We start from the raw sequence: 21,545 nt of genomic DNA on the forward strand, positions 1-21,545 counted from the left end.
GGCGTGATCGCGCCGGCCTACCGCCCGGACCAGCGGGGTGACCGCTTCTCGTTGAAGGCCTTGATCCCTTCCAGCCGGTCCTCGGAGGTGTACGGGTCGGGGCCAGAGCCCAAGGTGACAGCACTCATCAACGGCAGGCTGGTGCTCTTGGTCATGGTGGCCTTCATGCGACGAAGGCTGAGAGGAGCGTTCCGGGCGATGGCGCTTGCCAGATCGGTGGTCACCTTTTCGAGGTCCTCTCGTTCCACCAAGCGCTGCACGAGCCCCCATTGCGCGAGATCGTCCACCGTTCCCAGCGCTCCGGTGAACAGCATCTCGCTCGCCACTCCGTGGGGCACCCGGCGAGCCAGCTGGGCGGACGCGAACGAGGCGGCCAGGCCGAGCCTCGCCTCGGGCAGGCCCACCCGTACACCCTTTGCGGCGACGACCAGGTCACAGGCCAGCACGAGTTCGAAGCCACCACCCACCGCAAGGCCGTTCACGGACGCGATGGTCGGCTTCGACATCTCCGCCAGAACCTGCCACACGCTCTTGTTCGGCTGTGCGTAGGGCCCCCGCCAGCCTCGGTCGCCGAGGGCGTTCAATTCCTTGATGTCGACGCCTGAGCAGAAAGCGCGATCCCCATGGCCGGTCACCACGACGACCGAGATCGCAGGGTCTGCATCGGCTGCCAGCAGAGCCTCCACGAGCTGTTCTTGCAGTGCTGTGGAGAGGGCGTTCATCACGCGCGGCCGGTTAAGCGTCAGGCGGCGTACGCCGCCTGCGTCGTCGATCAACAACTCCACTTCGAACACCTCACTCATCAGGTAACCTGTTCAGATAGCCTGAGTGTATGCTGGCGTGGCAAGGTGGACACGAAGATCACCCCACCTGTGCCAGCAGTCGAGCTGGCGCTGGCCATGACGCGTATGCGACCTCGGTGGCGGCTGCGGCGATCATGTTCCGCCTGGTCGACTGTCGACTGGGTGACCCTGCCGTGACTGGCGGCCCGCCGCGTGGTCGGTCAGGGGCGTGATGGCGACGAAGGGGGCGGCGGTAGGGCGGGTATCCGTCCGGCGGTCATGCGTATCGCTCGTCCTCGCAGCCGGCAGCGACCTCGTCGGTCGCTCTGTCCGTACGGCTGCGAGCGTGGCTCCTGTGGTGGATGCATAGGTGTCCCCCTCTGTTTTGGTCCTGACGGCCGCGCACTTTCGATCGCTGGTCCAGCGTTACGGCCTGTGAAGCAAGCCCTTGCGACACCGGAAATGCATGCGCATAATATTTATATTTGAGAGGCGGAGTGTATGTCCAAGCACGCACCCGGCCAGGCCCGCGCCGCCATCGTGACCGGACCGCGGCAACTGGAGATCCGAGAGTTCCCCCTGCCGGAGCTCGGCGAGGAGGACGGGCTGCTGGAGGTGGAGGTCAACGGCATCTGCGGCTCGGACGCCGAGTTCTACGCGGGCACCCTCGACGGATACCCCCTGCCGATGACCCTCGGTCACGAGCCCGTCGGCCGGATCGTCGCACTGGGGGAGGTTGCGCGAGCTCGGTGGGGCGTGAATGTGGGAGACCGCGTTGTGGTCAATTCAGCTCTCAGGTGCGGCCATTGTGGAGAATGCGCAGCAGGGCGAGACTGTCGTTCCGCATCGTATGGAACGCTGTCCCCCGACCAGGCCCCCGGACTCTGGGGCGGTCTCGCCACGCACCTGTACCTTGACCCGCGAGCGACCCTGATTCCGATCTCACCGCAAGTCTCCACAGCCGCCGTGGCCTTCCACAATCCATTGGCCAACGGCTTCGAGTGGACGGGTGAGGCCGGGCAGGCCGACGAAAGGTCGCGGGTAGCTGTGCTCGGCGCCGGACCGCGGGGCTTTGCCTGCGCCCTGGTGGCGGTCTTCCTGGGCGGGGAGCACGTCACCATGGTCGGGCTGCAGCAGGACCGAGGCCGCCTTGAACTCGCCGAGCGCATGGGCGTGCACACCTCTCTCGTCGTCCAGACGCAGGACGAGACCGAACTGAGGGACCGTCTTGGTTACCGCCCTAACGTGGTGATCGATACGACCCCGCACTCGACGTCCGCAGTGGAGCAGGCTCTTTGCGCTCTTGAATCTGGTGGCAGGCTTGTCCTTGCTGGGATCAAGGGGCGAGGGCGATCGATCGACCTCGAAATCGACACGCTTGTAAGTCGCAGGTTGACGGTGACCGGCCCATGGAGCAAGACGGAGAAATCGTTGCGCCGCGCCGTTTCTGCCCTGGAAAGTGGAGAGCTGGATCTCAGCCTCATCCCGTCGAAGGCCTATCCGCTGGAGGAGACAGCTGTGGCGGTCGAGTCGCTGTCCCTGCCGGATGCTGACAAGCCCCTGCACGTGCGCGTTGAGCCGGGCGAAATGAGCCAATGAGCCCGGCGGAGGGCCGCCGTTCCACCGAAGGCGTGTGCGTCACGCTGGCCGTAGCCCGACAAGCCACGATGTGCGAAGGAGCCGTTCACCGGGGCGATGTTGACGATGGCTCCCGCGACACCGCGGCCACTTCAGCAAGCTCCCCGGCAACTCCAGCACCTATGCCCGATCCTTCAGAGGCCGGCGCAGTGGACTGGCGCGAGGCTCTTTCCCTTATACGCGGAACGTGACGGGCATGGCGGACCAGCCGTTGCGGATCACGTGGACCACCGGTGTGGCATCGCCGGCCAGTTCGACGCGCGAGAAGCGATCGAGCAGTGCGTTGAGCACGATCGGAGCCTGAAGGCGGACGAGGCGGGAGCCGGCGCAGACGTGGCGGCCCGGAGTTCCTCGAACGACAGGTCGCCGCCGAGCTTCTCCAGCTCATCGCTCCAGAACTGCACACGATCCACGTCGCTGTGCGGCAGTCCGATCAGCCGCGTGGCCGCGCTGATCGGCACCAGGCTGGCGTACCTGATCCAGTCGACGACCTCGCCTGCGGCGATCCCGTCGACCAGGTCGCGGACGTACGTTGTCAGCGGTCCTCCGGCGTTCGCCAGCGCCTCGGCAGAGAAGGCGGGCGCGAGGACGCGGCGCAGTTCCGAGTGGCGCGTCCTCGATCGGGGCGGTGTGGCAGATGTGGCGGTTGTCATGTTCCAGCCGCCCCGGTTCCTGGATATTATGATTAAGTTATGGATGGTCTGGTTCGAGCGTCAAGGGATCGGACAGGACCGCGATAACGAGGAGGCGTGGTGACCGAAAAAGAGGGCCGGATCGCGGCCGACCGCTCCGTCTGCATGGGTTCTGGCATGTGCGCCTACATCGCACCCGACCACTTCGCTGTGACGGACGGTCTCGTCGACGTGCTCAACGCTCAAGTCGGCGCATCCGACACCGCGGTGAATGAGGCCGTCGAGGCCTGCCCCACGCTCGCGCTCGCGCTCCGCGACCAGTAAGTGAGCGCTCGCCCTTTCGATTCCCGATCTCTGCCGCCTGGTGGGCGGCACTCTGGAGGAACCGGTGTCCGTTGGCAGCACGGATGAGCCGCTGTACCGGCCCAAGCATCCGGTGCGGTTCGTCACCGCGTCGAGTCTGTTCGACGGGCACGACGCCGCGATCAACATCATGCGCCGGATCCTGCAGTCCCAAGGCGCGGAGGTCGTACACCTGGGCCACAACCGGGCGGTGTCGGAAGTGGTGGACGCCGTACTGGAAGAGGACGCCCAAGGCGTGGCGATCTCCTCCTACCAGGGCGGTCACGTGGAGTACTTCGAATACTTGGTGGCGCTGCTGCGTGAGCGTGGCGCCGGGCACGTCCGCGTGTTCGGCGGCGGGGGCGGGGTCATCGTTCCCGAGGAGGTGGAGCGGCTGGCCCGATCCGGGGTGCGGATCTTCACCCCGGAGGACGGACAGCGGCTCGGCCTGGCGCGCATGGTCAACTCCATGATCGAGGCGTGCGATGTCGCGCTGTGGGAGCAGGAGCCGGTCGATCCGGCGGCCGTCATTGCCGGATCCCCCCTGGCTCTGGCCCGGATGATCAGCGGGCTGGAAACCGGGTCGGTGGCGCAGGACCAGTTGCGCGCCTTGCGCCAGGCGGCGGCGAAGCGATCAGCTCCGGTACTGGGAATCACCGGCACCGGCGGATCCGGCAAGTCCTCGCTCACCGACGAGTTGGTCCGTCGGCTGCGCTTGGACCAGCAGGACAAGCTCTCCATAGCGGTGTTGGCCATTGACCCCAGTCGACGACGCGGTGGTGGCGCGCTGCTGGGTGACCGGATCCGGATGAACGCCCTGGGCGGTGACCGGGTCTTCTTCCGCTCACTGTCCACTCGCGGGGCGCATGAGGTCCCCGAGGCCTTGGCCGAGATCATCACTGCCTGCCGGGCGGCCGGCCACGATCTCGTGATCGTGGAAACCCCAGGAATCGGTCAGGGCGACGCGGCCATCGTCCCCCACGCCGATGTGTCGCTGTACGTGATGACGCCGGAGTTCGGTGCCGCCACTCAGTTGGAGAAGATCGACATGCTCGACTTCGTCGATGTGGTGGCAGTCAACAAGTTCGAGCGGCGCGGTGCCGCTGACGCGCTTCGCGACGTGCGGCGCCAACTGCTGCGCAACAGGCAGGCGTTCAGCTCACAGCCTGAGGACATGCCGGTGTTCGGTACCAGCGCGGCGACCTTCTACGACGACGGCGTCACCGCCCTCTACCAGCACCTGCGCGATCTCCTGGTCGCGCACAGCTTGCCGGTGGAGCCCGGGACACTGCCCCAGGTGTCGACACGCCACTCCAGCGGCGCCGCCCAGATCGTTCCGTCGTCCCGCGTACGCTACCTGGCCGAGGTCGCCGAGACGGTGCGTCGCTACCACGCGCAGACCGCCATTCAGGCCGAACAGGCCCGCCGCGTTCAGCGGTTGGCCACCGTGCACGACGAGCTGGCCGCTGCCGGAGCGTCCACGAGCGACCTTGACCAACTGCTCGACGATGCGCGCGAGAACCTGCCTGCGCAGGCCCGCCGCCTGCTTGAGCAGTGGCCGGCCACCGCCGCGGCCTATGGTGAGGACGAGCTGGTTGCCACGGTACGCGGACGCGAACTGCGCACCACGCTGGTCCGCGAATCGCAATCCGGAACCCGCATCCCCCGCGTAGCCCTACCGCGCTTCACGGACCACGGTGAACTGCTTCGCTACCTGCGTGCCGAGAACCTGCCGGGTTCCTTCCCGTTCACCGCCGGCGTTTTCCCGTTCAAGAGGGAAGGCGAGGACCCGGCACGCATGTTTGCCGGCGAGGGTGACCCGCAGCGCACCAACCGCCGTTTCCACTACCTCTCCAAGGACGCAGAGGCCACCCGGCTGTCCACCGCCTTCGACTCGGTCACCCTCTACGGCCGGGACCCGGACGAACGTCCTGACATCTACGGCAAGATCGGCACCTCCGGTGTGTCCGTGGCCACCCTTGAGGACATGAAGGCCCTGTACGACGGGTTCGACCTCTTGGCGCCGACCACCTCGGTATCCATGACCATCAACGGACCGGCCCCGACCATCCTCGCGTTCTTCCTCAACACCGCCATCGACCAGCAGCTTGACGCCTTCCGGACCGAGCACGGCCGTGAACCTGCAAACGACGAGCGGAAGGAACTCCGCGCCCGGACCCTGGCATCGGTGCGCGGCACCGTGCAGGCGGACATCCTCAAGGAGGACCAGGGCCAGAACACGTGTCTGTTCTCCACCGAGTTCAGCCTGCGCATGATGGCCGACATCCAGGAGTGGTTCATCTCCGAAGGTGTGCGCAACTTCTACTCGGTATCGGTCTCCGGCTACCACATAGCCGAAGCCGGTGCCAACCCCATCACCCAGCTCGCCCTCACCCTCGCCAACGGCTTCACCTACGTGGAGGCGTATCTGGCGCGCGGCATGAACATCGACGACTTCGCACCCAACCTGTCGTTCTTCTTCTCCAACGGCATGGATCCGGAATACGCCGTCCTCGGCCGAGTCGCACGGCGGATCTGGGCAGTGGCCATGCGCGAGCGCTACGGCGCGAACGAGCGCAGCCAGAAACTCAAGTATCACGTCCAGACCTCCGGCCGCTCCCTGCACGCCCAGGAGATGCATTTCAACGACATCCGCACCACCCTCCAGGCACTCATCGCCCTCTACGACAACTGCAACAGCCTGCACACCAACGCCTACGACGAGGCAGTGACCACTCCCACCGAGGCATCGGTGCGCCGGGCCCTGGCGATCCAGCTCATCATCAACCGCGAGTGGGGCCTGGCCATGAATGAGAACCCGCTCCAGGGCGCGTACATCATCGACGAGCTCACCGACCTTCTTGAGCAGGCCGTCCTCGACGAGTTCGAGCGCATCAGCGAGCGCGGCGGAGTGCTCGGAGCCATGGAAACCGGTTACCAACGTGGTCGAATCCAGGACGAGTCGATGCTCTACGAGCAGCGCAAGCACGACGGCACGCTGCCCATCATCGGAGTCAACACCTTCCGTAGCCCTCAGGCCGACGCCGCGGCGGGTCAGGCGGCCACGGAACTGGCCCGTGCCACCGAAGAGGAAAAGCGATCCCAGCTCGCCCGGGTGCGCGACTTCCAGGGCCGCCACCGCGAGGAGGCTCAAGCCGCCCTCGCGGCCCTCCATGACGCCGCCGCCGGCGGAGGCAACCTGTTCGCTGTCCTCATGGACGCCGCCCGGGTCTGCTCCCTCCAACAGATCACCGAAACCTTCTTCAAGGTGGGCGGCGAGTACCGCCGAAACGTCTGATCTCGAGGCTCCGCCCGCGCACACCTTCTCCTTGCTCCCCTCACCCAAGGACTTGCCATGGAATACATCTCCCGCCTCGGCGTTGTCGGCTGCGGCCTCATGGGCTCGGGCATCGCCGAAGTCGCCGCCCGCCAAGGCCTGGACGTCCTGGTCGCCGAGGCCACCCCCGAAGCCGCCGTCTCGGGCCGTGAGCGCATCACAGCTTCCCTCGCCCAAGGCGTGCGCCGGGCCAAGCTGACCGCGGAAGAGCGCGATCAGGCGCTGTCCCACCTGACGTTCACCAGTGATCTCGACGACCTGGCGGACCGTCAGCTGGTCATCGAGGCCATCGCCGAACGCCGTGACCTCAAGACTGACCTGTTCAAGACACTCGACAAGGTCATCGCTGATCCGCAGGCAATCCTCGCCACCAACACCTCCTCCATACCCGTGATCGACCTCGCCACCGTCACCGGCCGACCTGAGCGGGTGGTGGGCATGCACTTCTTCAACCCGGTACCGGTCCAACCTCTGGTCGAACTGATTCCCGCCCTGACCACCAGCCAGGAAACCCTCACCGTGGCCCGCCGGTTCGTGGCGGAGCAGCTGGACAAGCAGGCCATCCAGGCACCCGACCAGTCCGGCTTCGTGGTGAATGCCCTGCTCGTGCCTTATCTGCTGGCCGCCGTGCGGATGGTGGAGGCAGGCGCAGCGAGTCCGGTGGACATCGACCGTGGCATGGAGCTTGGTTGCGCACACCCGATGGGCCCGCTCCGCCTGCTCGACCTCATCGGCCTGGACACCGCCCAGTCGGTGGCCGAATCACTGTACGAGGAGTTCAAGGAGCCGCTGTACGCCCCCCCGGCGCTGCTGCGTCGCATGGTCACAGCAGGGCACCTCGGCCGCAAGAGCGGTCAGGGCTTCTACCCGTACTGAGCAGGCCGGCGCCGGCTGCTCCACCTACACACCGCACGCTGAAAGGCACGGAACACTATGGAGTCCCAGGAAAAGGTGCTCATCATCGATGGCGCGCGCACTCCCATCGGCAGCTTCGGGGGAGTGTTCCGTGATGTCCCCGCAGACCAACTCGGCGCCGTCGCGGCGCAGGAGGCACTGGCTCGAGCGAGGGTGGCCCCCGGGGACATCGACGAGGTCGTGATGGGCTGTATCGGCCAGGTCGGGCCGGACGCCTACAACGCGCGCCGAGTGGCCCTGGCAGCCGGCCTGCCGAAGAGCACACCGGCATACACGGTCAACCGGCTCTGCGGGAGCGGCCTGCAGGCGGTGTGGTCGGCCGCGATGCAGATGCGATGGGGCGGCGTGGACATCGCCCTGGCGGGCGGGGACGAGAACATGACTCGGATGCCGTTCTACGACTTCGGTGCCCGCTCCGGCTATCGGCTGGGCGACCGGACACTGTTCGACGGCACGGTGATGATGCTGACCGATCCCTTCCATGGCACACACATGGGTATCACCGCGGAGAACGTGGCAGCGAAGTACGGCGTGACCCGGCGGGAACAGGACGAGTTCGCGGCGGAGTCCCAGAGGCGGGCTGCCCGCCCGGACGCCCAGCTGGCGTTCTCCGAAGAGATCACGCCGGTCCAGAGCGGCGGGCGCAAGCCGGTGTCCATCGAAACCGACGAACACCCCAAGCCGAACACGACCGTGGAGGTGCTGTCCGGGCTGCGCCCGGCCTTCCGGACGGACGGTACGGTCACCGCCGGCAATGCCTCCGGCGTCAACGACGGGGGAGCAGCGCTGGTGCTGGCCCGGGAATCGATCGCCGCAGAACGCGGGCTTTCCCCCCTGGTGGCGCTGGAAGCGGTGGCGACCGCGGCGATGGAGCCCGAACTGATGGGGTACGCACCGGTCCTCGCGCTGCAGAAGTTGTTCAGGATGACGGGTACCTCCCCGTCGGACATCGACATGGTCGAACTCAATGAAGCCTTCGCGTCGCAGGCGGTCGCGGTGATCCGCGACGCGGGACTCGATCCCGAAAAGACCAATCCTTACGGCGGAGCGATCGCGCTCGGCCACCCCGTCGGTGCCACCGGCGCCATCCTCACCCTACGAGTGGCCAAGGAACTCGTCCGCCGTGACCTGGAGCTGGGCGTGGTCACGATGTGCATCGGCGGCGGCCAGGCGCTCGCCGCGCTGTTCCGGCGCGTCTGACCGTCGTGAGACCAACCGCGGCCGGCAGGAGCGCCGGTCAGGAAGCGAGTGCGCTATGACAGAGGGCCCCGTCCGCTACGAACTCTGCAAGGGGATCGCCCACATAGTCCTGGGCAGGCCCACGCGGGCAAACGCGATCGACCTGCCTACCGCTCAGGCCTTCGGCGAGGCGGTGGACCGTGCGGCCGGGCAGGACGTGCGGGCCGTGCTTGTGAGCGGTGAAGGGCCGCGGTTCTGCGCTGGAGGGGACGTCATGGCGATGATCGCTGCGCCGGACCGCTCGGCGTATGTGCACGAGCTGGCGACAACCTTCGACCACGCCCTTCAACGGCTCGCCGTGCTGCCCAAGCCTGTCGTTGGGGCGGTCCAGGGAGCCGTGGCGGGTGCTGGAGTGGCCCTGATGCTCAGCTGCGACGTGATCGTGTCGGCCAGGTCGACCAAGTTCCGCCTGGCTTATGCCGGGGTCGGGCTCACCCCTGATTGCGGAGTGTCGTACCTCTTGCCGCGCGCCATTGGCCAGGTCCGTGCACTGGATCTCGCCCTGACGGGCCGCACTCTCACAGCCGAGGAGGCCTATCAGTGGGGCGTGGTTACCGAAGTGGTGGACGACGAGGAGCTGGAGGCACGCGTTCGCTCGCTCGGCGAGCAGCTCGCGGCGGGCCCGGGGTTCGCTCTCGGGCAGGCCAAACGGCTCCTGCGGCTGAGGGAGGCGACACGGGAGGAGATCGGAGCGGAGGAAGCGGACGTGATCGCCGAGGCGAGCGGCACCGCGGACGCCGCTTCGATCCTTGAATCCTTCGCGACCCGGCAACGAGGCTGACCTCGGCCTGAGCGCGGGGAAACACCGGGGCCGCGACCGGTTGACCGGTCGCGGCCCTCGTGTACCCAGGCGTCGCTGCTGCTCAGAGCAGCTGGTCGGGCTGGCGAACCCCGGTGGGGCCGCCGGGGTAGTACTTGTCGAGGCCCGGCCGCGGGATCGTCGAGTTGCATGCTTCGAAGAAGATGCCCAGCGAACTGGCGAAGAAGGCGGCGCGGGAATCCGGAGTGACAGGCCCGCCCTGGTGGAACCAGCCGCACTCCTCGAGCCTGTCCCGTTCCTTGCTCAGGTCGCTGGTCCAGTACCCCATGTGATGGAAGGCTGTTCCCTGGGCGGGCTCGTTGGGGGTGCCGGGCACTCGTTCGAACAGCTCGAGCGCGCACGGCCCGGCCGTCGCGAACGTCAGCCGCGTCTTGAGCAGATAGGGCGTGCCGTCTGCGAGCACGCTCTCACCGGAGAAGTTCTTGATGGGGAGCCAGTCCAAGTGCAGGGCGGAGCCGAACTGCTCCATGCCTTCCTCAAGGTTGTCGACGGCGAACGCGACGTGCCAGATCACTGGACCGCCTCCTTGGGATAGAAGTGTTCGAGTCCGGGCCGGGAGGTCAGCACGTTGGTCGACTCCAGCAGGACGTCGTAGGGCCCCTGCGTGAGCATGATGCGGCGGAGGTCCGTGTCGTCGTCCACGCGGAAGGCAACGCAGGGCATCGCCAGACCGTCCAGATGCTGTTCCTCGGCGACGAGGTCGTCCGACCAGTACCCGAGGTGGTGAAAGGCGGAATCACCGCGCCGGACGTTGGGAGTACCCGGAGAGGGCTCGATGAGCTCGATCGACAGCGGCAGGTCGAGTGAGAAGACCACCCGGGTCTCCAGCAGATACCGCTCACCGGCCGGGCCCTCGAGGTGCTGCCCCTTGATGTGGTGGATGTCCGCCCAGCGGAGCCCGAGGGCGGCCGACAGCTCGTCCATGGCGGGCTCGAGCTGGTCCACGATGAAGCCCACGTGCCAGATCTGGCGAGGCGAGGTGGATTCTATAGGCATGTTAAGCATGTTAAGCGGGGGTGGCGATCGCGTCTACCCGTGGTGTCGCGGAGCGAGTTTCTGGAGCTCACTTAACTTCCCGGCAATGAGGTCTTGTTGTGAGGGCTCCTCGCAGCTACCTTGCCTACATTGCATATTATGGGCATGTTTTCAGGAGGCTCCTATGGGTGAGACCCCCAAGGACGTCGTCGTCGGGTTCTTCGCGGACCTCAACGGCGGCAAGTACACCGAGGCCTATGAGCGCGTCGCTCCTGACGTGGACTTTTGGATCGCGGGCCGGGAGTGGTCGATCGGCGGCAGGTATGACCGCAAGGGTGTCCAGGCGGTGCTGGCCGAGAAGGTGGCACCAGCCCTGGCGGCCCCGATCGTCGCCGAGATCGTCGGGATCACCGCTGAGGGGAAGCGCGTCGCCGTCGAGGTCGAGGCCGGCGGTCCCACGACCAGTGGAGCGATGTACCAAAACCAGTTCCACTTCCTGTTCGTCGTGGACGACGGGAAGATCGTGGAAGCCAGGGAGTACCACGACACCCTGCACGCGAGCCGGGTGATCGGGGCCTGAAGGCCACATGCCGTGCCGCAGCCGCCGACGAGGCCCGGACTGAACAGCATCCACCACTCGGCTTCCACCCGCATTGATGTCTCACGGGCAAGGCCCGAGAGGAGATCTCATGTCCCGCAGCCTTGCAGACAGGCGCATCGTTGTGACCGGCGCCGGCGCAGGGATCGGCCGCGCGATCGCACGGAAGGCGGCCTCGCACGGCGCCAGCGTCCTGTGCATCGACCTGGATGCCGACGGCCTGGAGGAAACCGCCAGGCTCATCCAGGCCGAAGCCTCGGCGGTCGAGGTGGCGGCCGAGGCCCTGGACTGCACCGACCATGATGCCGCCGTCGAGGTGCTCGAGCGCCGCGCCGCTGTCTGGGGAGGTGCCTTCGACGCTCTCGTGAACAATGCGGGAGTCACGCTGTCCAAGCCTCTTGCGGAGTGTGACCTCGCCGATCTGGAGCGGATCTTCCGAGTCAATGTCGGCGGGATGCTCGTGATGTCGCGAGCCCTGCTGCCCCGGCTCACCGACCAGGGCGTCATCGTGAACGTCAATTCGAGCTCGGCCCGCCACGTGCATCCCGGCCTTGGCCTGTACGGCGCCAGCAAGGCGGCAAACGCCTACCTCACGCAGGTGTACGCAGCCGAGTTCGCCGAGCGCGGTATCCGCGTCTGCGGCATCGGACCCGGCGCGGTGGACACCAACATGCCGCGGAGCATGATGCCGCCCGGAGCAGAGGGTGAACGCATGCTCCAAGAGGCCGTTTCCGGCACTCAGCTCATCAAGCGCCTTGCCCGGCCGGAGGAGATCGCCGAGGCGATCTGCTTCCTCCTCAGCGAGGACGCGGCGTACATCACCGGCTCGACGCTGTGGATCGACGGTGGCGCCTCGGCAGTCCACTGAGCCGGTCAGCACATCACCAACCACGTTCCACAAGAGGAGAAGTGAAATGGCATCCCTGGCCGACGAGCTGCGGCTCGAAGACCCCGACTTCTTCGTCGGGGACCCCCACCCCGTCCTGAGGCGGCTGCGTGAGGAGGCGCCCCTGTTCTACTACGAGCCGCTGGACATGTGGGTGGTGTCCACCTACGGCGACGTGCGCAAGGTCGGCAGCTCGCCGGCGCTGTTCACCAGCAACGACGGGATTCTGCTCAACGACTTCAGGTACGGCGACATCGTCAAGTCCTTCTTCCCGGCGAACGCCGAGAACTTTGCGCTGCTGGATCCGCCGCGCCACAACGACCACCGCCGCATCATGATCCCTCCCTTCGGCCCGCAGGCAGTGACCCGCATGGAGAGCGCGGCGCGTCAGCTCTGCGTCGAGCGGCTCAACAAGATCCAAGCCGACGAGCCCGTCAACTGGTCGGAACTGATCGCAGAACCGTTCCCGCTGATCGTGATCGCACTGCTCATCGGGCTCCCCATCGAGGACCTCGACCGGATCAAGGAGTGGAGCGACGCGATCGTCGACATGTCCGCTGCCACGGACGCAGAAGGCCTGGCCGCAATTGCCGGCTCCCTGGAGCCCATGGGGATCTACTTCGAGGAGAAGCTCGCCGAACGGCGCGAGAACCCTCAGGAAGATCTCCTGACCACGCTCGAACTGGCGCGTGCAGCGGGGAAGATCAGCAATGAGACCGTGCACATGATGCTCGCGGGCATCATGACGGCGGGCAACGAGACCACCCGCAACACCATGAACGGGGCACTCATAGCCCTGGCCGAGCACCCCGCCGAGATGGCGAAGCTCACCGAGGACCCGACGCGGGTCAAGCGGGCGGTCGAGGAGTTCCTCCGTTGGGTGACCCCGGTCCGCGGATTCGGCCGCACCCTGACGCAGGATACCGAGATCCGTTCCACCAAGCTGACCGAAGGCCAGCGGATCTTCATGCTGTACGCCGCCGCGAACCGGGATCCGGATGCCTTTCCCGATCCGGATGTGTTCGCCGTGGACCGTGCGATGGAGCAGCAGCAGCTGTCTTTCGGCTTCGGACAGCACGTCTGCATCGGTGCCGGCCTCGCACGCATGGAACTGCGCGTGCTGTTCGAGGAACTGGTCCAGAGGTTCAGCTCGGTCACGGTCAACAGCCAGAGCCGCCTGCCTTCACGGCTCATCAACGCGTGGACCGATGTGACGGTCACGTTCCAGAACTAGGGCCTCTCGTTTGGATCTCGCCGGGCTCGCGTGCCCTGGCACCGCGCCTCGCGGCGTTGTCGTCAGTCACCAGGGCTCCGCCATGGCTCCATCCTCCGCCTTGCGATCCACGACACCAGAGCCCGCTCCCTGATCCGGCCAGATCCAAACGAAAGACCCTAGAGGGACCCCATGATCATGTCCGCCGATGAGCTGACGGAGAACATGAACCGCGCAACCGAAGCATCGACGTTGCCTGTCGTGGTCGCCGCGGTCGCCCGCGAGGCCGATGATGTTGTGAGCCTCGTCCTCCGGGCGGCCGAGGGCGGGAGCCTTCCGCCCTGGCGGCCGGGGGCACACGTGGATCTGATCCTCCCTTCAGGCCTGGTCCGGCAGTATTCGTTGTGCGGAGACCCGGCCGACCTGACGGCGTACACCGTCGCGGTACTCCGTGAGCACAACGGCCGCGGCGGTTCGCAGGAGATCCATGCGGCAGTGGCCGCGGGCACCACCCTTGCGCTGCGCGGGCCGAGGAACCACTTCGAGTTCGTGCAGTCCCAGGAATACCTCTTCATCGCCGGAGGAATCGGAATCACCCCGCTCATACCGATGATCCATGAGGCGGAGTCCGCGGGAGCGGCCTGGAAGCTCGTCTACGGCGGGCGCTCCAGGACGTCGATGGCGTACGTGGAAAAGATGCGGGCCCTGGGGGGAGCCCGCGTCACACTGCTCCCCGAGGACGTGGTCGGCAGGCCTGATCTGGAGGCCCTGCTCGACGACGTCACCGAGGCCACACACATCTACTCCTGCGGTCCGGGCGGCCTGCTGGATGCTCTGCAGGCCGTGAGTGTCCGCAAGGGTCTGGCTGATCGACTGCACATCGAACGTTTCTCCGCCGCGGCCGACGGCCTGACCGGGCCTGTCGCGGGTGACGGTTGCTTCGATCTCGTGCTGGCCCAGTCCGGCCTGACGGTGCGTGTAGGAGCGGACCAGACGATTTACGAGGCGGTCCAGGACGTTGCGCCGGACCTGTTGTTCTCGTGCGCCGAAGGCTACTGCGGGACCTGCCAAGTCGCCGTGGTCGCGGGTACGCCCGACCATCGAGACACGGTGGCTTCACCGGAGGAGCACGAAGCCGAAGGGACGATGATCCTGTGTGTCGGCAGGTCCAAGTCTTCCGAGCTGGTCATCGACGCGTGAGTTGCCGCTGTTCCGCGTGTTGACGCATCGACCGGTTGGGGCGAAAATATGCCTATGATTATTAGACTTGGCGGTGATGTTGATGGCTGAGCCTCTGGTTTTCGCTTTTGGGGGCTCCTACGACCGGCTCGCCGACGTCGACAAGCTGAGCGCGGAACAGGGCCTGCCCATCCGGACGCGGTTGCTTCCCAGCCCCAAAGACGCCTTTTCCGACTTGAGGGACGATCCGCACCTGGCCGGCGGCGAGATGTCCGTGTCCTTCTACATGACCGAGCGGTCTCGCCTGGGCGAGGCCGCGGACTTGGTAGCCCTTCCCGTCTGGGTCTCGCGGGCGTTCCGCCACAGCAACGTCTACGTTCGCGAGGACTCGGAGTTCCACTCGCCGGAGGATCTGCGCGGCCGGCGGATCGGCCTGCCGGAGTACGGCATGACGATGGCCGTCTGGCTTCGCGGGTTGTTCGCCGATGAGTACGGCGTCAAGCCGTCGGACATCCGATGGGTTGCCCACCGGCCCCCCGCGGGACTGGGCGCGGAATCGGTGATCTACCCCGCCGACGTCGACATCGTGACGGCACCGCCGGGGCTGGCTCTGCACGAACTGCTGCTGCGCGGCGACATCGACGCGTGGATCGGCGCCGGCGTCGCCCCGCCCCTCCCCGGCGTCAGAAGGCTCTTCGACGACGCCCAAGCAGTGGAGCGCGATTACTTCCGAAGGACCTCGGTGTTCCCGGTCATGCACGTCCTCGTGATGAGGCGGACGCTGCTCAACCGTGACGAGGGCTTGGCCCAGGCGGTGTTCGACATCTTCAACGAGGCCAAACTGCGAGCGCAACGCCGTCTGTGGTCCACGAGCGTGTCGTATCCGACCTTGCCGTGGACCCTCGCCGCCGTCGAGGAGCAGACACGGTTCATGGGGCAGGACCCCTGGCCCTACGGCCTGGAAGCCAATCTGCCCACACTGCGCACCTTGCTGCGTTACATGGAGGATCAAGGTCTCCTCTGGGGCCACCTTGAATTGCCGGACTACTTCCTCCAGTTGGAATCCCAGGGCTGAGACTGAACACATATGACGTGGCCCTATCCGGGGTGCGGCTTGTAGGAGCACGCCAGAGGATAGGGCCACTGTCCTGCGGAGGGAGGATGGTTACGGAGCCGGCCAGATGGCCTGGCTTTCCGAGGCGAAGTTCACGGACTTCACCTCCAGGAACTCCTCGATGCCCAGGGCGCCGAACTCGCGGCCGTTGCCCGATTGCCGGTAGCCGCCGAAGGGCGCCTTGACATTGATGCGGCCCCCGTTCACACCGACCATTCCCACCCGCATTCGACCAGCGATGCGGGTGGTCTCGGCAGTGTTCGGCCCCCAGACCGCCCCGACCAGTCCATACTCGCTGTCATTGGCGATGCGGACCGCCTCGTCGACACCTTCGTAGGGCATGACGCACAGGACAGGCCCGAAGACCTCGGTCTGTGCGATGGTCATCGCTGAGGTGACGTCGGAGAATACGGTCGGGGCGACGTAGTGTCCCTGCTGAGGAACCGCGGCGTCGGGCCCGCCGACTACCAGCCGTGCGCCTTCGTCGACAGCTTGGCTGACCAGCGCTGAGATCCGAGTCTTCTGTCCGGCGGAGATGACCGGGCCCAGCGTCGTAACGTCCTCGAACGGGTCTCCGAGCCGCTGTCCGGCGACAAACTCTGCGAGGGCTTCCTCGGCTGCTTCGAGGCTCTCCTGCGGGACGATGAGACGGCTGAGCGAGGCGCAGACCTGGCCGGAGTTGGTGAAGCATCGTGCCGCGGTGGCCGCTGACGCGGCCTTGACGTCGGCGCCCGGCAGGATCACGGACGGCCCCTTGCCGCCAAGTTCGAGCGCGACGTGTTTCACGGTCTCTGCCGCCGTGGAACCAATCCGCCGGCCGACTGCGGTGGAACCGGTGAATGAGATGCCGTCGACGTCCGGGTGGGACACCAGCACCTCGCCCACGTCCCCAGCACCGGTGACCACGTTGAGTGCGCCTGCCGGAAGCCCGGCCGCTGCGAAGGCGTCAGCCAGTACGTAGGCGCTCAGGGGGGCGAGCTCGGACGGCTTCAACACCACTGTGCAGCCCGCGAGCAGGGCGGCTCCGACCTTGGCGACGGCCTGGTGGAGCGGGAAGTTCCACGGCGTGATGGCCACCACGACCCCCAAGGGTTCGCGGACCACGACCGTGGAGCCGATCCGCTCCGTCCACCGCACAACCTTCTCGGCCGCCTCGCACAACGACGTGAGGACCTCGATGGGGCGCTGGACCTGTGCAGCGCGGGAAACGGGCAGAGGGGTTCCCACCTCGCGGGAGATGGTCCGGGTCAGGTCGTCGACCTGTCCCGTAAGTACGGACGCGGCGTGACGTACGACGTTGATCCGTTCCGAGAGCGACGTGGCGGACCAGGGCCCGAACGCCTCACGCGCGGCGGATACAGCGGCATGGGCATCCTCGGCGGTGCCCCGACACACCTGGGCGATCACTTCGTTCGTCGCCGGATTACTCACCGGCACCATCGCGGCGGAGGTGGAGTGGTCCCACGTGCCGCCGATGAACTGGCGGCCGGCTCGCTCGGCTGCGCTCATGAGCGTCCCACCCCAGGCACCTCGAACTGGACGACGGCCTGCGACGCCACCAGGTGGCGCAGAATGTCCCGAACCACGTCATGTGCAGGATGAGCGCTGTATGCGCGCCACCCCTCGGCGTTGTCGAAGTCGGCGACCAGCGCGTAGTCGTGGCCGCCGGGTCGGACACCGGTATCCGGACCATGCGAGAAGGCCCGCACATCAGGGCACTGCTTGCCGAGGTCGTCCAGGGCGCGCCGCAGTCTTTCCGCCTGCTCGTCGTCGAGTTTGTCGTGCCACTTCATAAGGACAACGTGTCGCAGCATTTTCACCCTGTACTCGTCGCGAGTTCGGTCTGGACGTAACTGGCGGAATCTTCCCGCAGGAAGGCCATCTGGATCCGGTTGTACTCCTCCGGCTGCTCGAACTGCGGCCAGTGCGCCGCCTGCCGGATGAGATGGAAGCGCACGTCCGGGATGTGCGAGAAGCCCTTACAGGCGTCCTCATAGGAATGGATCGGGTTGTGATCACTCCAGATCACGAGCGTGGGCGCGGAGATGCCGGCCAGGCGCTCCGGCGTGAGCCAGTAGTTCCGGGCATCCTCGGGGTCGAAGATCCGGCTGAAGAGCTTGGTGAGGGAGTTCTTGATCCCCGGGCGGGCGTAGATGGCCTGCCGTATGCGGACGAATTCTTCGGGCACCTGCGCGGGGTCAGCGAACAGCCAGGCGATCCGCGAGCGGACCGCCTCATCGCTGGTCTGCTGGAGCGAGGCCGTGGTTCGGGCGAGCAGGTCGCTGACGTCCTCCGCCTGCCGGTCCTCCGTCGCGGGCAGGCCTCCGGAGGTGTTGAGGATCAGTTTGTCGACTCGGTCGGGATGCTTGATGGCCATCCAGGCCGAGATGCGCCCCCCGAACGACTCGCCGCAGAAATCCGCACGTTCGATGCCTGCGGTGTCAAGGAACCGGACCACATGGTCCAGCACCTCGGCGGTTGTGTAAGTGCCGTTCTCCGGGGCGTCGGTGAATCCATGACCGAGCATGTCGATCGCGTAGCACCGCCGGTCGCTGCTGTGCGGGCCGAGGTTGCGGATCCAAGTCTCGGCGTGGCCGCCACCACCGTGCAGGAAGATGATAGGAGGCCCCTCACCAGCCTCGATGCTGCGGGTTCGTACTCCGTCGACGTCGTAAAAACGCTGTTCGAAGGAGGTGCCCAGGAGATCGACCCAGACGGTGTCGCGCGTAGCCATATTGTTCCCTTTCGATGCGGGCGCGCCCAAGTGGGGGCGAAGCCGGCGCCGGTCAGCGACCGGGCTTGAGGAGAGCTCGGGCCACCAGCAGCCGGTGGATCTCGTTGGTGCCCTCGACGAGCTGGAAGACTTTGGAATCCCGGTAGGCACGCCCGACACGGAACTCGGCGGAGACGCCATACGCCCCGTGGATCTGTACGGCCTCGGTCGCGACGCGCTGCGCGACATCGCTCGCGTACATCTTGGCCATGCTTGCTTCGGTGCGGGCCCGCGAACCGCCGTCCATCGCCCGGGCGCAGTCCTGCACCAGCAGTCGAGCGGCCTGGATCTCCGTGGCCATCTGCGCGAGCTTGTGCTGGATCATCTGGTGCTCGGCGATCGCGGTGCCGGCGATGACACGCTCCCTGGCGTAGGACACCGAGTCCTCAAGACAGCCCTGCGCCAGGCCCACGGCCCTCGCGGCCACCGACAGACGGCCGCGTTCGACGGCCCCCATCGCGATGCGATACCCGTCGCCTTCCTCACCCAGCAGCGCGTCGGTGCCGACACAGACCTCGTCGAAGACGACTTCACCGCTGCAGAGCGGACGGAACCCCAACTTGTTCTTGAACGGATGCGTCGACAGACCGGGTGTGTCGAGCGGGATGACGAACGCGCTGACGCCGGAACGGCCCTCACTCCGGTCACGTGTGGCGAAGGTGACGATGAAGCTCGCGATGTCGATGTTCGTGATCCACGTCTTGGCGCCGCTGATGACGAACTTGTCCCGAACCCGACGGTAAGTGGTCTCCATTGCTGCGACATTGCTGCCCGACTGGGGCTCAGTGACTCCCGCGCAGCCAAAGATCTCACCGGATGCCAGCGGAGTCAGCCACTTCTTCTTCTGCTCGGCAGTGCCGTACTTCAACAGGCCCGATCCAACCAGGGCGGAAGGCATGCTCATCAGAACACCGAGGCAGTGGTCGACGGTGGACATGGCCTCGATGACCGCGGCATAGGTGAGGTGATCGAGGCCCGTGCCGCCCAGGTCCTCGGGCACCGTTCCGCCGAACAGGCCCAACTCCCGCATCTGTCTCAGGATGCCCTGCGGAAGCCGCTCCGCCTCGTCGTAGGCCGCAACCTGTGGCGCCACGACCTCGCGGGCGAAGGAGGACACCAGGTCCACCAGGGCTGCGGACTCCTCGGCAGCGATCGTCATCGGGGTTGCCCTTCCATGGATTTGAATATGTTCATGGTAACCATGATTACCCTCGATGGCAAGATTCAAGATTCCTGCGTCTTTTCGAGTTCATGACAAGTGGCCCACTGGCGCCGCGCGACAGACCGTTCCCCATCGAGGAGAAACGCGTGCTGAGATGGTGCTGAGGAGGCTGCCCTGCGCCGAACCTTTACCGGGTCGTGCCGCGCGAGCCGCCGTTCCGGCGGCTTGATGGCCCGCTCCGGGGCATCACCCGGCCCCAGAGCACGCGATGCTCCACGAACTGGCCTTACCCGGCGCCCACGATGGGCGCCGGGCGCTGGCCATCCATCCGAAATGATCAGCAGGTCGGCCCCTGTGCCCGCGGACTGTCGCGCTCAGCCACTCGCACACGGCGTCCAGCAGCCGAGAGCCCTGTCAGTCGGTCATGCCGCCGCCGCCGACGCCGATGGCAGTGCCGCTCAGACAGGCGCCGACCGGTGAGGCGGCCACAACGGCCATGTTGGCCACTTCCTCCGGCAATGAGAAGCGTCCGACAGCGACTTGGTCTATTGCGTACTCGAGCGCCGGACGGCTCTGCGAGGTCGACCCGCCTCGCATGCGCTCCAGCGCATGCGGACCGACCATCACTCCAGGGCAGACAGCCACCGCCGACACCCCTGTGCCGCGAAGATCCTCAGCGAGGTTGCGGGTGAATCCGATTATCCCGGACTTGATCACACGCCACATGGTCTCGGGTTTCTGATCGACGAACCTCCCGTGCTACCGCAGCGCGCCGCCGGCATTGTTGACCAGGACGTTGAGCCCCCCAACTCTTCGTTGACGCGGCGAAGAGCCGCATGAGCACTGTCCCAGTCGGTGACGTCCCCCAACAGCGGGGGGAAAGGACCAACGGCACGCCCAGACATGATCTCCACACCTCACTCTTCGTCACCGGTTCCCCGCGCTGAACCGGTACGCGGGCTGTCGTGCCATGGCTCTCAAGGACTGTGCCGCATGCCTGGGGTCGCGGTCGCTTTGTGAGGGACAGATCTCCATGCCCTTACGGATACGGGAAGTCAGCTCACCGGCCCAGCCAGGTCGATGACGATGCCGGGCCCTTCGCGGCGCATCGCAACCTCGAAGCCGACTGCCCGCGTGATGTCGACGACGTGACGATAGATGTCATCAAACGAGGGATCATCGCCTCCCAGTAGTTCGGGTTGCCCCCGACGATTGATCAGGCACGGGAGGAAACCGGCTTCGGTGACATTCCCGTCCCCAATCCGGAAGCGCGCGATCATCGTGCGCCGCGCGGTCGCGTGGAAGGGGTAGGTCGGGTAGTCCGGCTGGTACGACACCGCGTATTCGGAGTAGAGCTCCTGCACCTCCCGCAGTGCGGGGCTGTTCGCGTGCGCGGACATGCCGACATCCATGATGAAGTTGCCGAGCCCGTGGAAGATCGGCTTGCCCCGGTACACCTCGATGGGTTTGAGGACGTGCTGGTGACATCCCAGAACGAGGTCGGCACCTGTGTCCATCGCCGTGTGCGCGATTTCGGTTTCGTAGTCGGCGAGCGTGCCTGGCACGAAGTGCAGGCCCCAGCGCGGCGTCACAACGACGACGTCCGCGCTCTCCTTCGCTGCTCGGATGTCCTGCTCCATCGCGGCGAGATCCTCTGGCAGGACCGTCGTGCTGATACGGCGCGGCGAGCCTGGCTGCTCCAGTTCGGCCTGGTCGTACCGCGTGGTGACACGGAGGGGTGCACACCCCGGGCTGTCTGCGGTCGCCGCGTAGCCAGGCCACAAGATCGATGAGTAGGGCACTGGTCAATCGGTATGTTGCCGCCGCCCGCCAGCGCGCCGCCCGTCAGGCCCAGTACGAACCTTCCGCGGCGGGCCGCCCCGGGGACGCCGCGGAGCCCGGCGAGGACGGCGGGGGCTGGGGCTGGGACGGCGCCAGGG

General features: G+C 66.5%; 21 protein-coding genes. 12 read left to right on the plus strand and 9 right to left on the minus strand.

The genetic code is table 11. The annotated features are described in order from the left end of the window. Positions 1-17 precede the first annotated feature (17 nt). On the minus strand, positions 18-803 hold the full coding sequence (locus WH07_RS04175; protein WP_046495350.1) for an enoyl-CoA hydratase/isomerase family protein: 786 nt from the start codon (positions 801-803) through the stop codon (positions 18-20). 480 nt (positions 804-1,283) lie between these two features. Here WH07_RS04175 and WH07_RS04180 point away from each other — a divergent pair, with 480 nt between their 5' ends. The 7 genes from WH07_RS04180 (at position 1,284) to WH07_RS04210 (ending at position 9,666) form a co-directional block, all read left to right on the plus strand. Next, positions 1,284-2,381: a zinc-dependent alcohol dehydrogenase gene (locus tag WH07_RS04180; RefSeq protein WP_046495352.1), complete on the plus strand. Its 1,098-nt coding sequence runs from the start codon at positions 1,284-1,286 to the stop codon at positions 2,379-2,381. A gap of 480 nt (positions 2,382-2,861) precedes the next feature. After that, a complete protein-coding gene (locus tag WH07_RS04185) occupies positions 2,862-3,176 on the plus strand; it encodes a hypothetical protein (protein ID WP_046495353.1) in 315 nt (104 codons plus the stop codon). Then, positions 3,173-3,376 carry a ferredoxin gene (locus tag WH07_RS04190; RefSeq protein WP_046495355.1) on the plus strand — a complete coding sequence of 68 codons (204 nt, stop codon included), beginning with the start codon at positions 3,173-3,175 and terminating at the stop codon, positions 3,374-3,376. Before WH07_RS04185 ends, WH07_RS04190 begins: the two co-directional genes overlap by 4 nt. A 40-nt stretch (positions 3,377-3,416) precedes the next feature. Beyond that, positions 3,417-6,692, plus strand: coding sequence for a fused isobutyryl-CoA mutase/GTPase IcmF (icmF, locus tag WH07_RS04195; protein ID WP_232788709.1), 3,276 nt, complete (start codon positions 3,417-3,419; stop codon positions 6,690-6,692). 57 nt (positions 6,693-6,749) lie between these two features. Beyond that, positions 6,750-7,607, plus strand: coding sequence for a 3-hydroxybutyryl-CoA dehydrogenase (locus tag WH07_RS04200; RefSeq protein ID WP_046495357.1), 858 nt, complete (start codon positions 6,750-6,752; stop codon positions 7,605-7,607). 57 nt (positions 7,608-7,664) lie between these two features. Beyond that, entirely contained in the window at positions 7,665-8,846 is a 1,182-nt protein-coding gene (locus WH07_RS04205) for a thiolase family protein (RefSeq protein ID WP_046495359.1), read from the plus strand. 55 nt (positions 8,847-8,901) lie between these two features. Continuing rightward, on the plus strand, positions 8,902-9,666 hold the full coding sequence (locus tag WH07_RS04210) for an enoyl-CoA hydratase/isomerase family protein (protein ID WP_046495361.1): 765 nt from the start codon (positions 8,902-8,904) through the stop codon (positions 9,664-9,666). A gap of 82 nt (positions 9,667-9,748) precedes the next feature. Here WH07_RS04210 and WH07_RS04215 read toward each other — a convergent pair whose 3' ends face one another. Then, entirely contained in the window at positions 9,749-10,219 is a 471-nt protein-coding gene (locus WH07_RS04215) for a VOC family protein (protein ID WP_046495363.1), read from the minus strand. After that, on the minus strand, positions 10,216-10,701 hold the full coding sequence (locus WH07_RS36070) for a VOC family protein (RefSeq protein WP_157877214.1): 486 nt from the start codon (positions 10,699-10,701) through the stop codon (positions 10,216-10,218). The genes WH07_RS04215 and WH07_RS36070 overlap by 4 nt, the downstream gene beginning before the upstream one ends. Before the next feature lie 163 nt (positions 10,702-10,864). Here WH07_RS36070 and WH07_RS39565 point away from each other — a divergent pair, with 163 nt between their 5' ends. The 5 genes from WH07_RS39565 to WH07_RS04245 all read left to right on the plus strand — a co-directional run bounded on the left by WH07_RS39565 (position 10,865) and on the right by WH07_RS04245 (position 15,631). Next, on the plus strand, positions 10,865-11,260 hold the full coding sequence (locus WH07_RS39565; RefSeq protein WP_046495365.1) for a nuclear transport factor 2 family protein: 396 nt from the start codon (positions 10,865-10,867) through the stop codon (positions 11,258-11,260). A 109-nt stretch (positions 11,261-11,369) separates the two neighbouring features. Beyond that, positions 11,370-12,146: an SDR family NAD(P)-dependent oxidoreductase gene (locus WH07_RS04230; RefSeq protein ID WP_046495367.1), complete on the plus strand. Its 777-nt coding sequence runs from the start codon at positions 11,370-11,372 to the stop codon at positions 12,144-12,146. Between the two features lie 46 nt (positions 12,147-12,192). After that, the gene (locus WH07_RS04235; protein WP_046495369.1) at positions 12,193-13,398 is read left to right on the plus strand and encodes a cytochrome P450; all 1,206 of its coding nucleotides are present in this window, start codon (positions 12,193-12,195) and stop codon (positions 13,396-13,398) included. Positions 13,399-13,575: 177 nt separating this feature from the next. Beyond that, positions 13,576-14,577, plus strand: coding sequence for a PDR/VanB family oxidoreductase (locus WH07_RS04240; protein ID WP_232788710.1), 1,002 nt, complete (start codon positions 13,576-13,578; stop codon positions 14,575-14,577). Between the two features lie 67 nt (positions 14,578-14,644). Next, entirely contained in the window at positions 14,645-15,631 is a 987-nt protein-coding gene (locus WH07_RS04245; RefSeq protein WP_052744243.1) for a substrate-binding domain-containing protein, read from the plus strand. 90 nt (positions 15,632-15,721) lie between these two features. Here the strand turns inward: WH07_RS04245 and WH07_RS04250 are convergent, their stop codons facing one another. From WH07_RS04250 to WH07_RS04270, 6 genes are all read right to left on the minus strand, one after another. Next, positions 15,722-17,179 (minus strand): aldehyde dehydrogenase family protein, encoded by a 1,458-nt coding sequence (locus WH07_RS04250; RefSeq protein ID WP_046495370.1) that lies wholly within the window; start codon positions 17,177-17,179, stop codon positions 15,722-15,724. Beyond that, positions 17,176-17,484, minus strand: coding sequence for a Dabb family protein (locus WH07_RS04255; protein ID WP_046495372.1), 309 nt, complete (start codon positions 17,482-17,484; stop codon positions 17,176-17,178). Before WH07_RS04255 ends, WH07_RS04250 begins: the two co-directional genes overlap by 4 nt. A gap of 2 nt (positions 17,485-17,486) precedes the next feature. Next, positions 17,487-18,404: an alpha/beta fold hydrolase gene (locus WH07_RS04260; protein ID WP_046495374.1), complete on the minus strand. Its 918-nt coding sequence runs from the start codon at positions 18,402-18,404 to the stop codon at positions 17,487-17,489. A gap of 52 nt (positions 18,405-18,456) precedes the next feature. After that, a complete protein-coding gene (locus tag WH07_RS04265; RefSeq protein ID WP_157877216.1) occupies positions 18,457-19,671 on the minus strand; it encodes an acyl-CoA dehydrogenase family protein in 1,215 nt (404 codons plus the stop codon). A gap of 348 nt (positions 19,672-20,019) precedes the next feature. Further along, positions 20,020-20,322, minus strand: a complete 303-nt coding sequence (locus WH07_RS37045) for an SDR family oxidoreductase (protein ID WP_157877218.1) — start codon at positions 20,320-20,322, stop codon at positions 20,020-20,022. A gap of 338 nt (positions 20,323-20,660) precedes the next feature. Further along, the gene (locus WH07_RS04270; protein ID WP_079022938.1) at positions 20,661-21,407 is read right to left on the minus strand and encodes a CapA family protein; all 747 of its coding nucleotides are present in this window, start codon (positions 21,405-21,407) and stop codon (positions 20,661-20,663) included. Between the last annotated feature and the right edge of the window lie 138 nt (positions 21,408-21,545).

Source organism: Streptomyces odonnellii, from assembly GCF_000981895.1.
In the GTDB taxonomy this organism is placed as follows: Bacteria; Actinomycetota; Actinomycetes; order Streptomycetales; family Streptomycetaceae; genus Streptomyces; species Streptomyces odonnellii.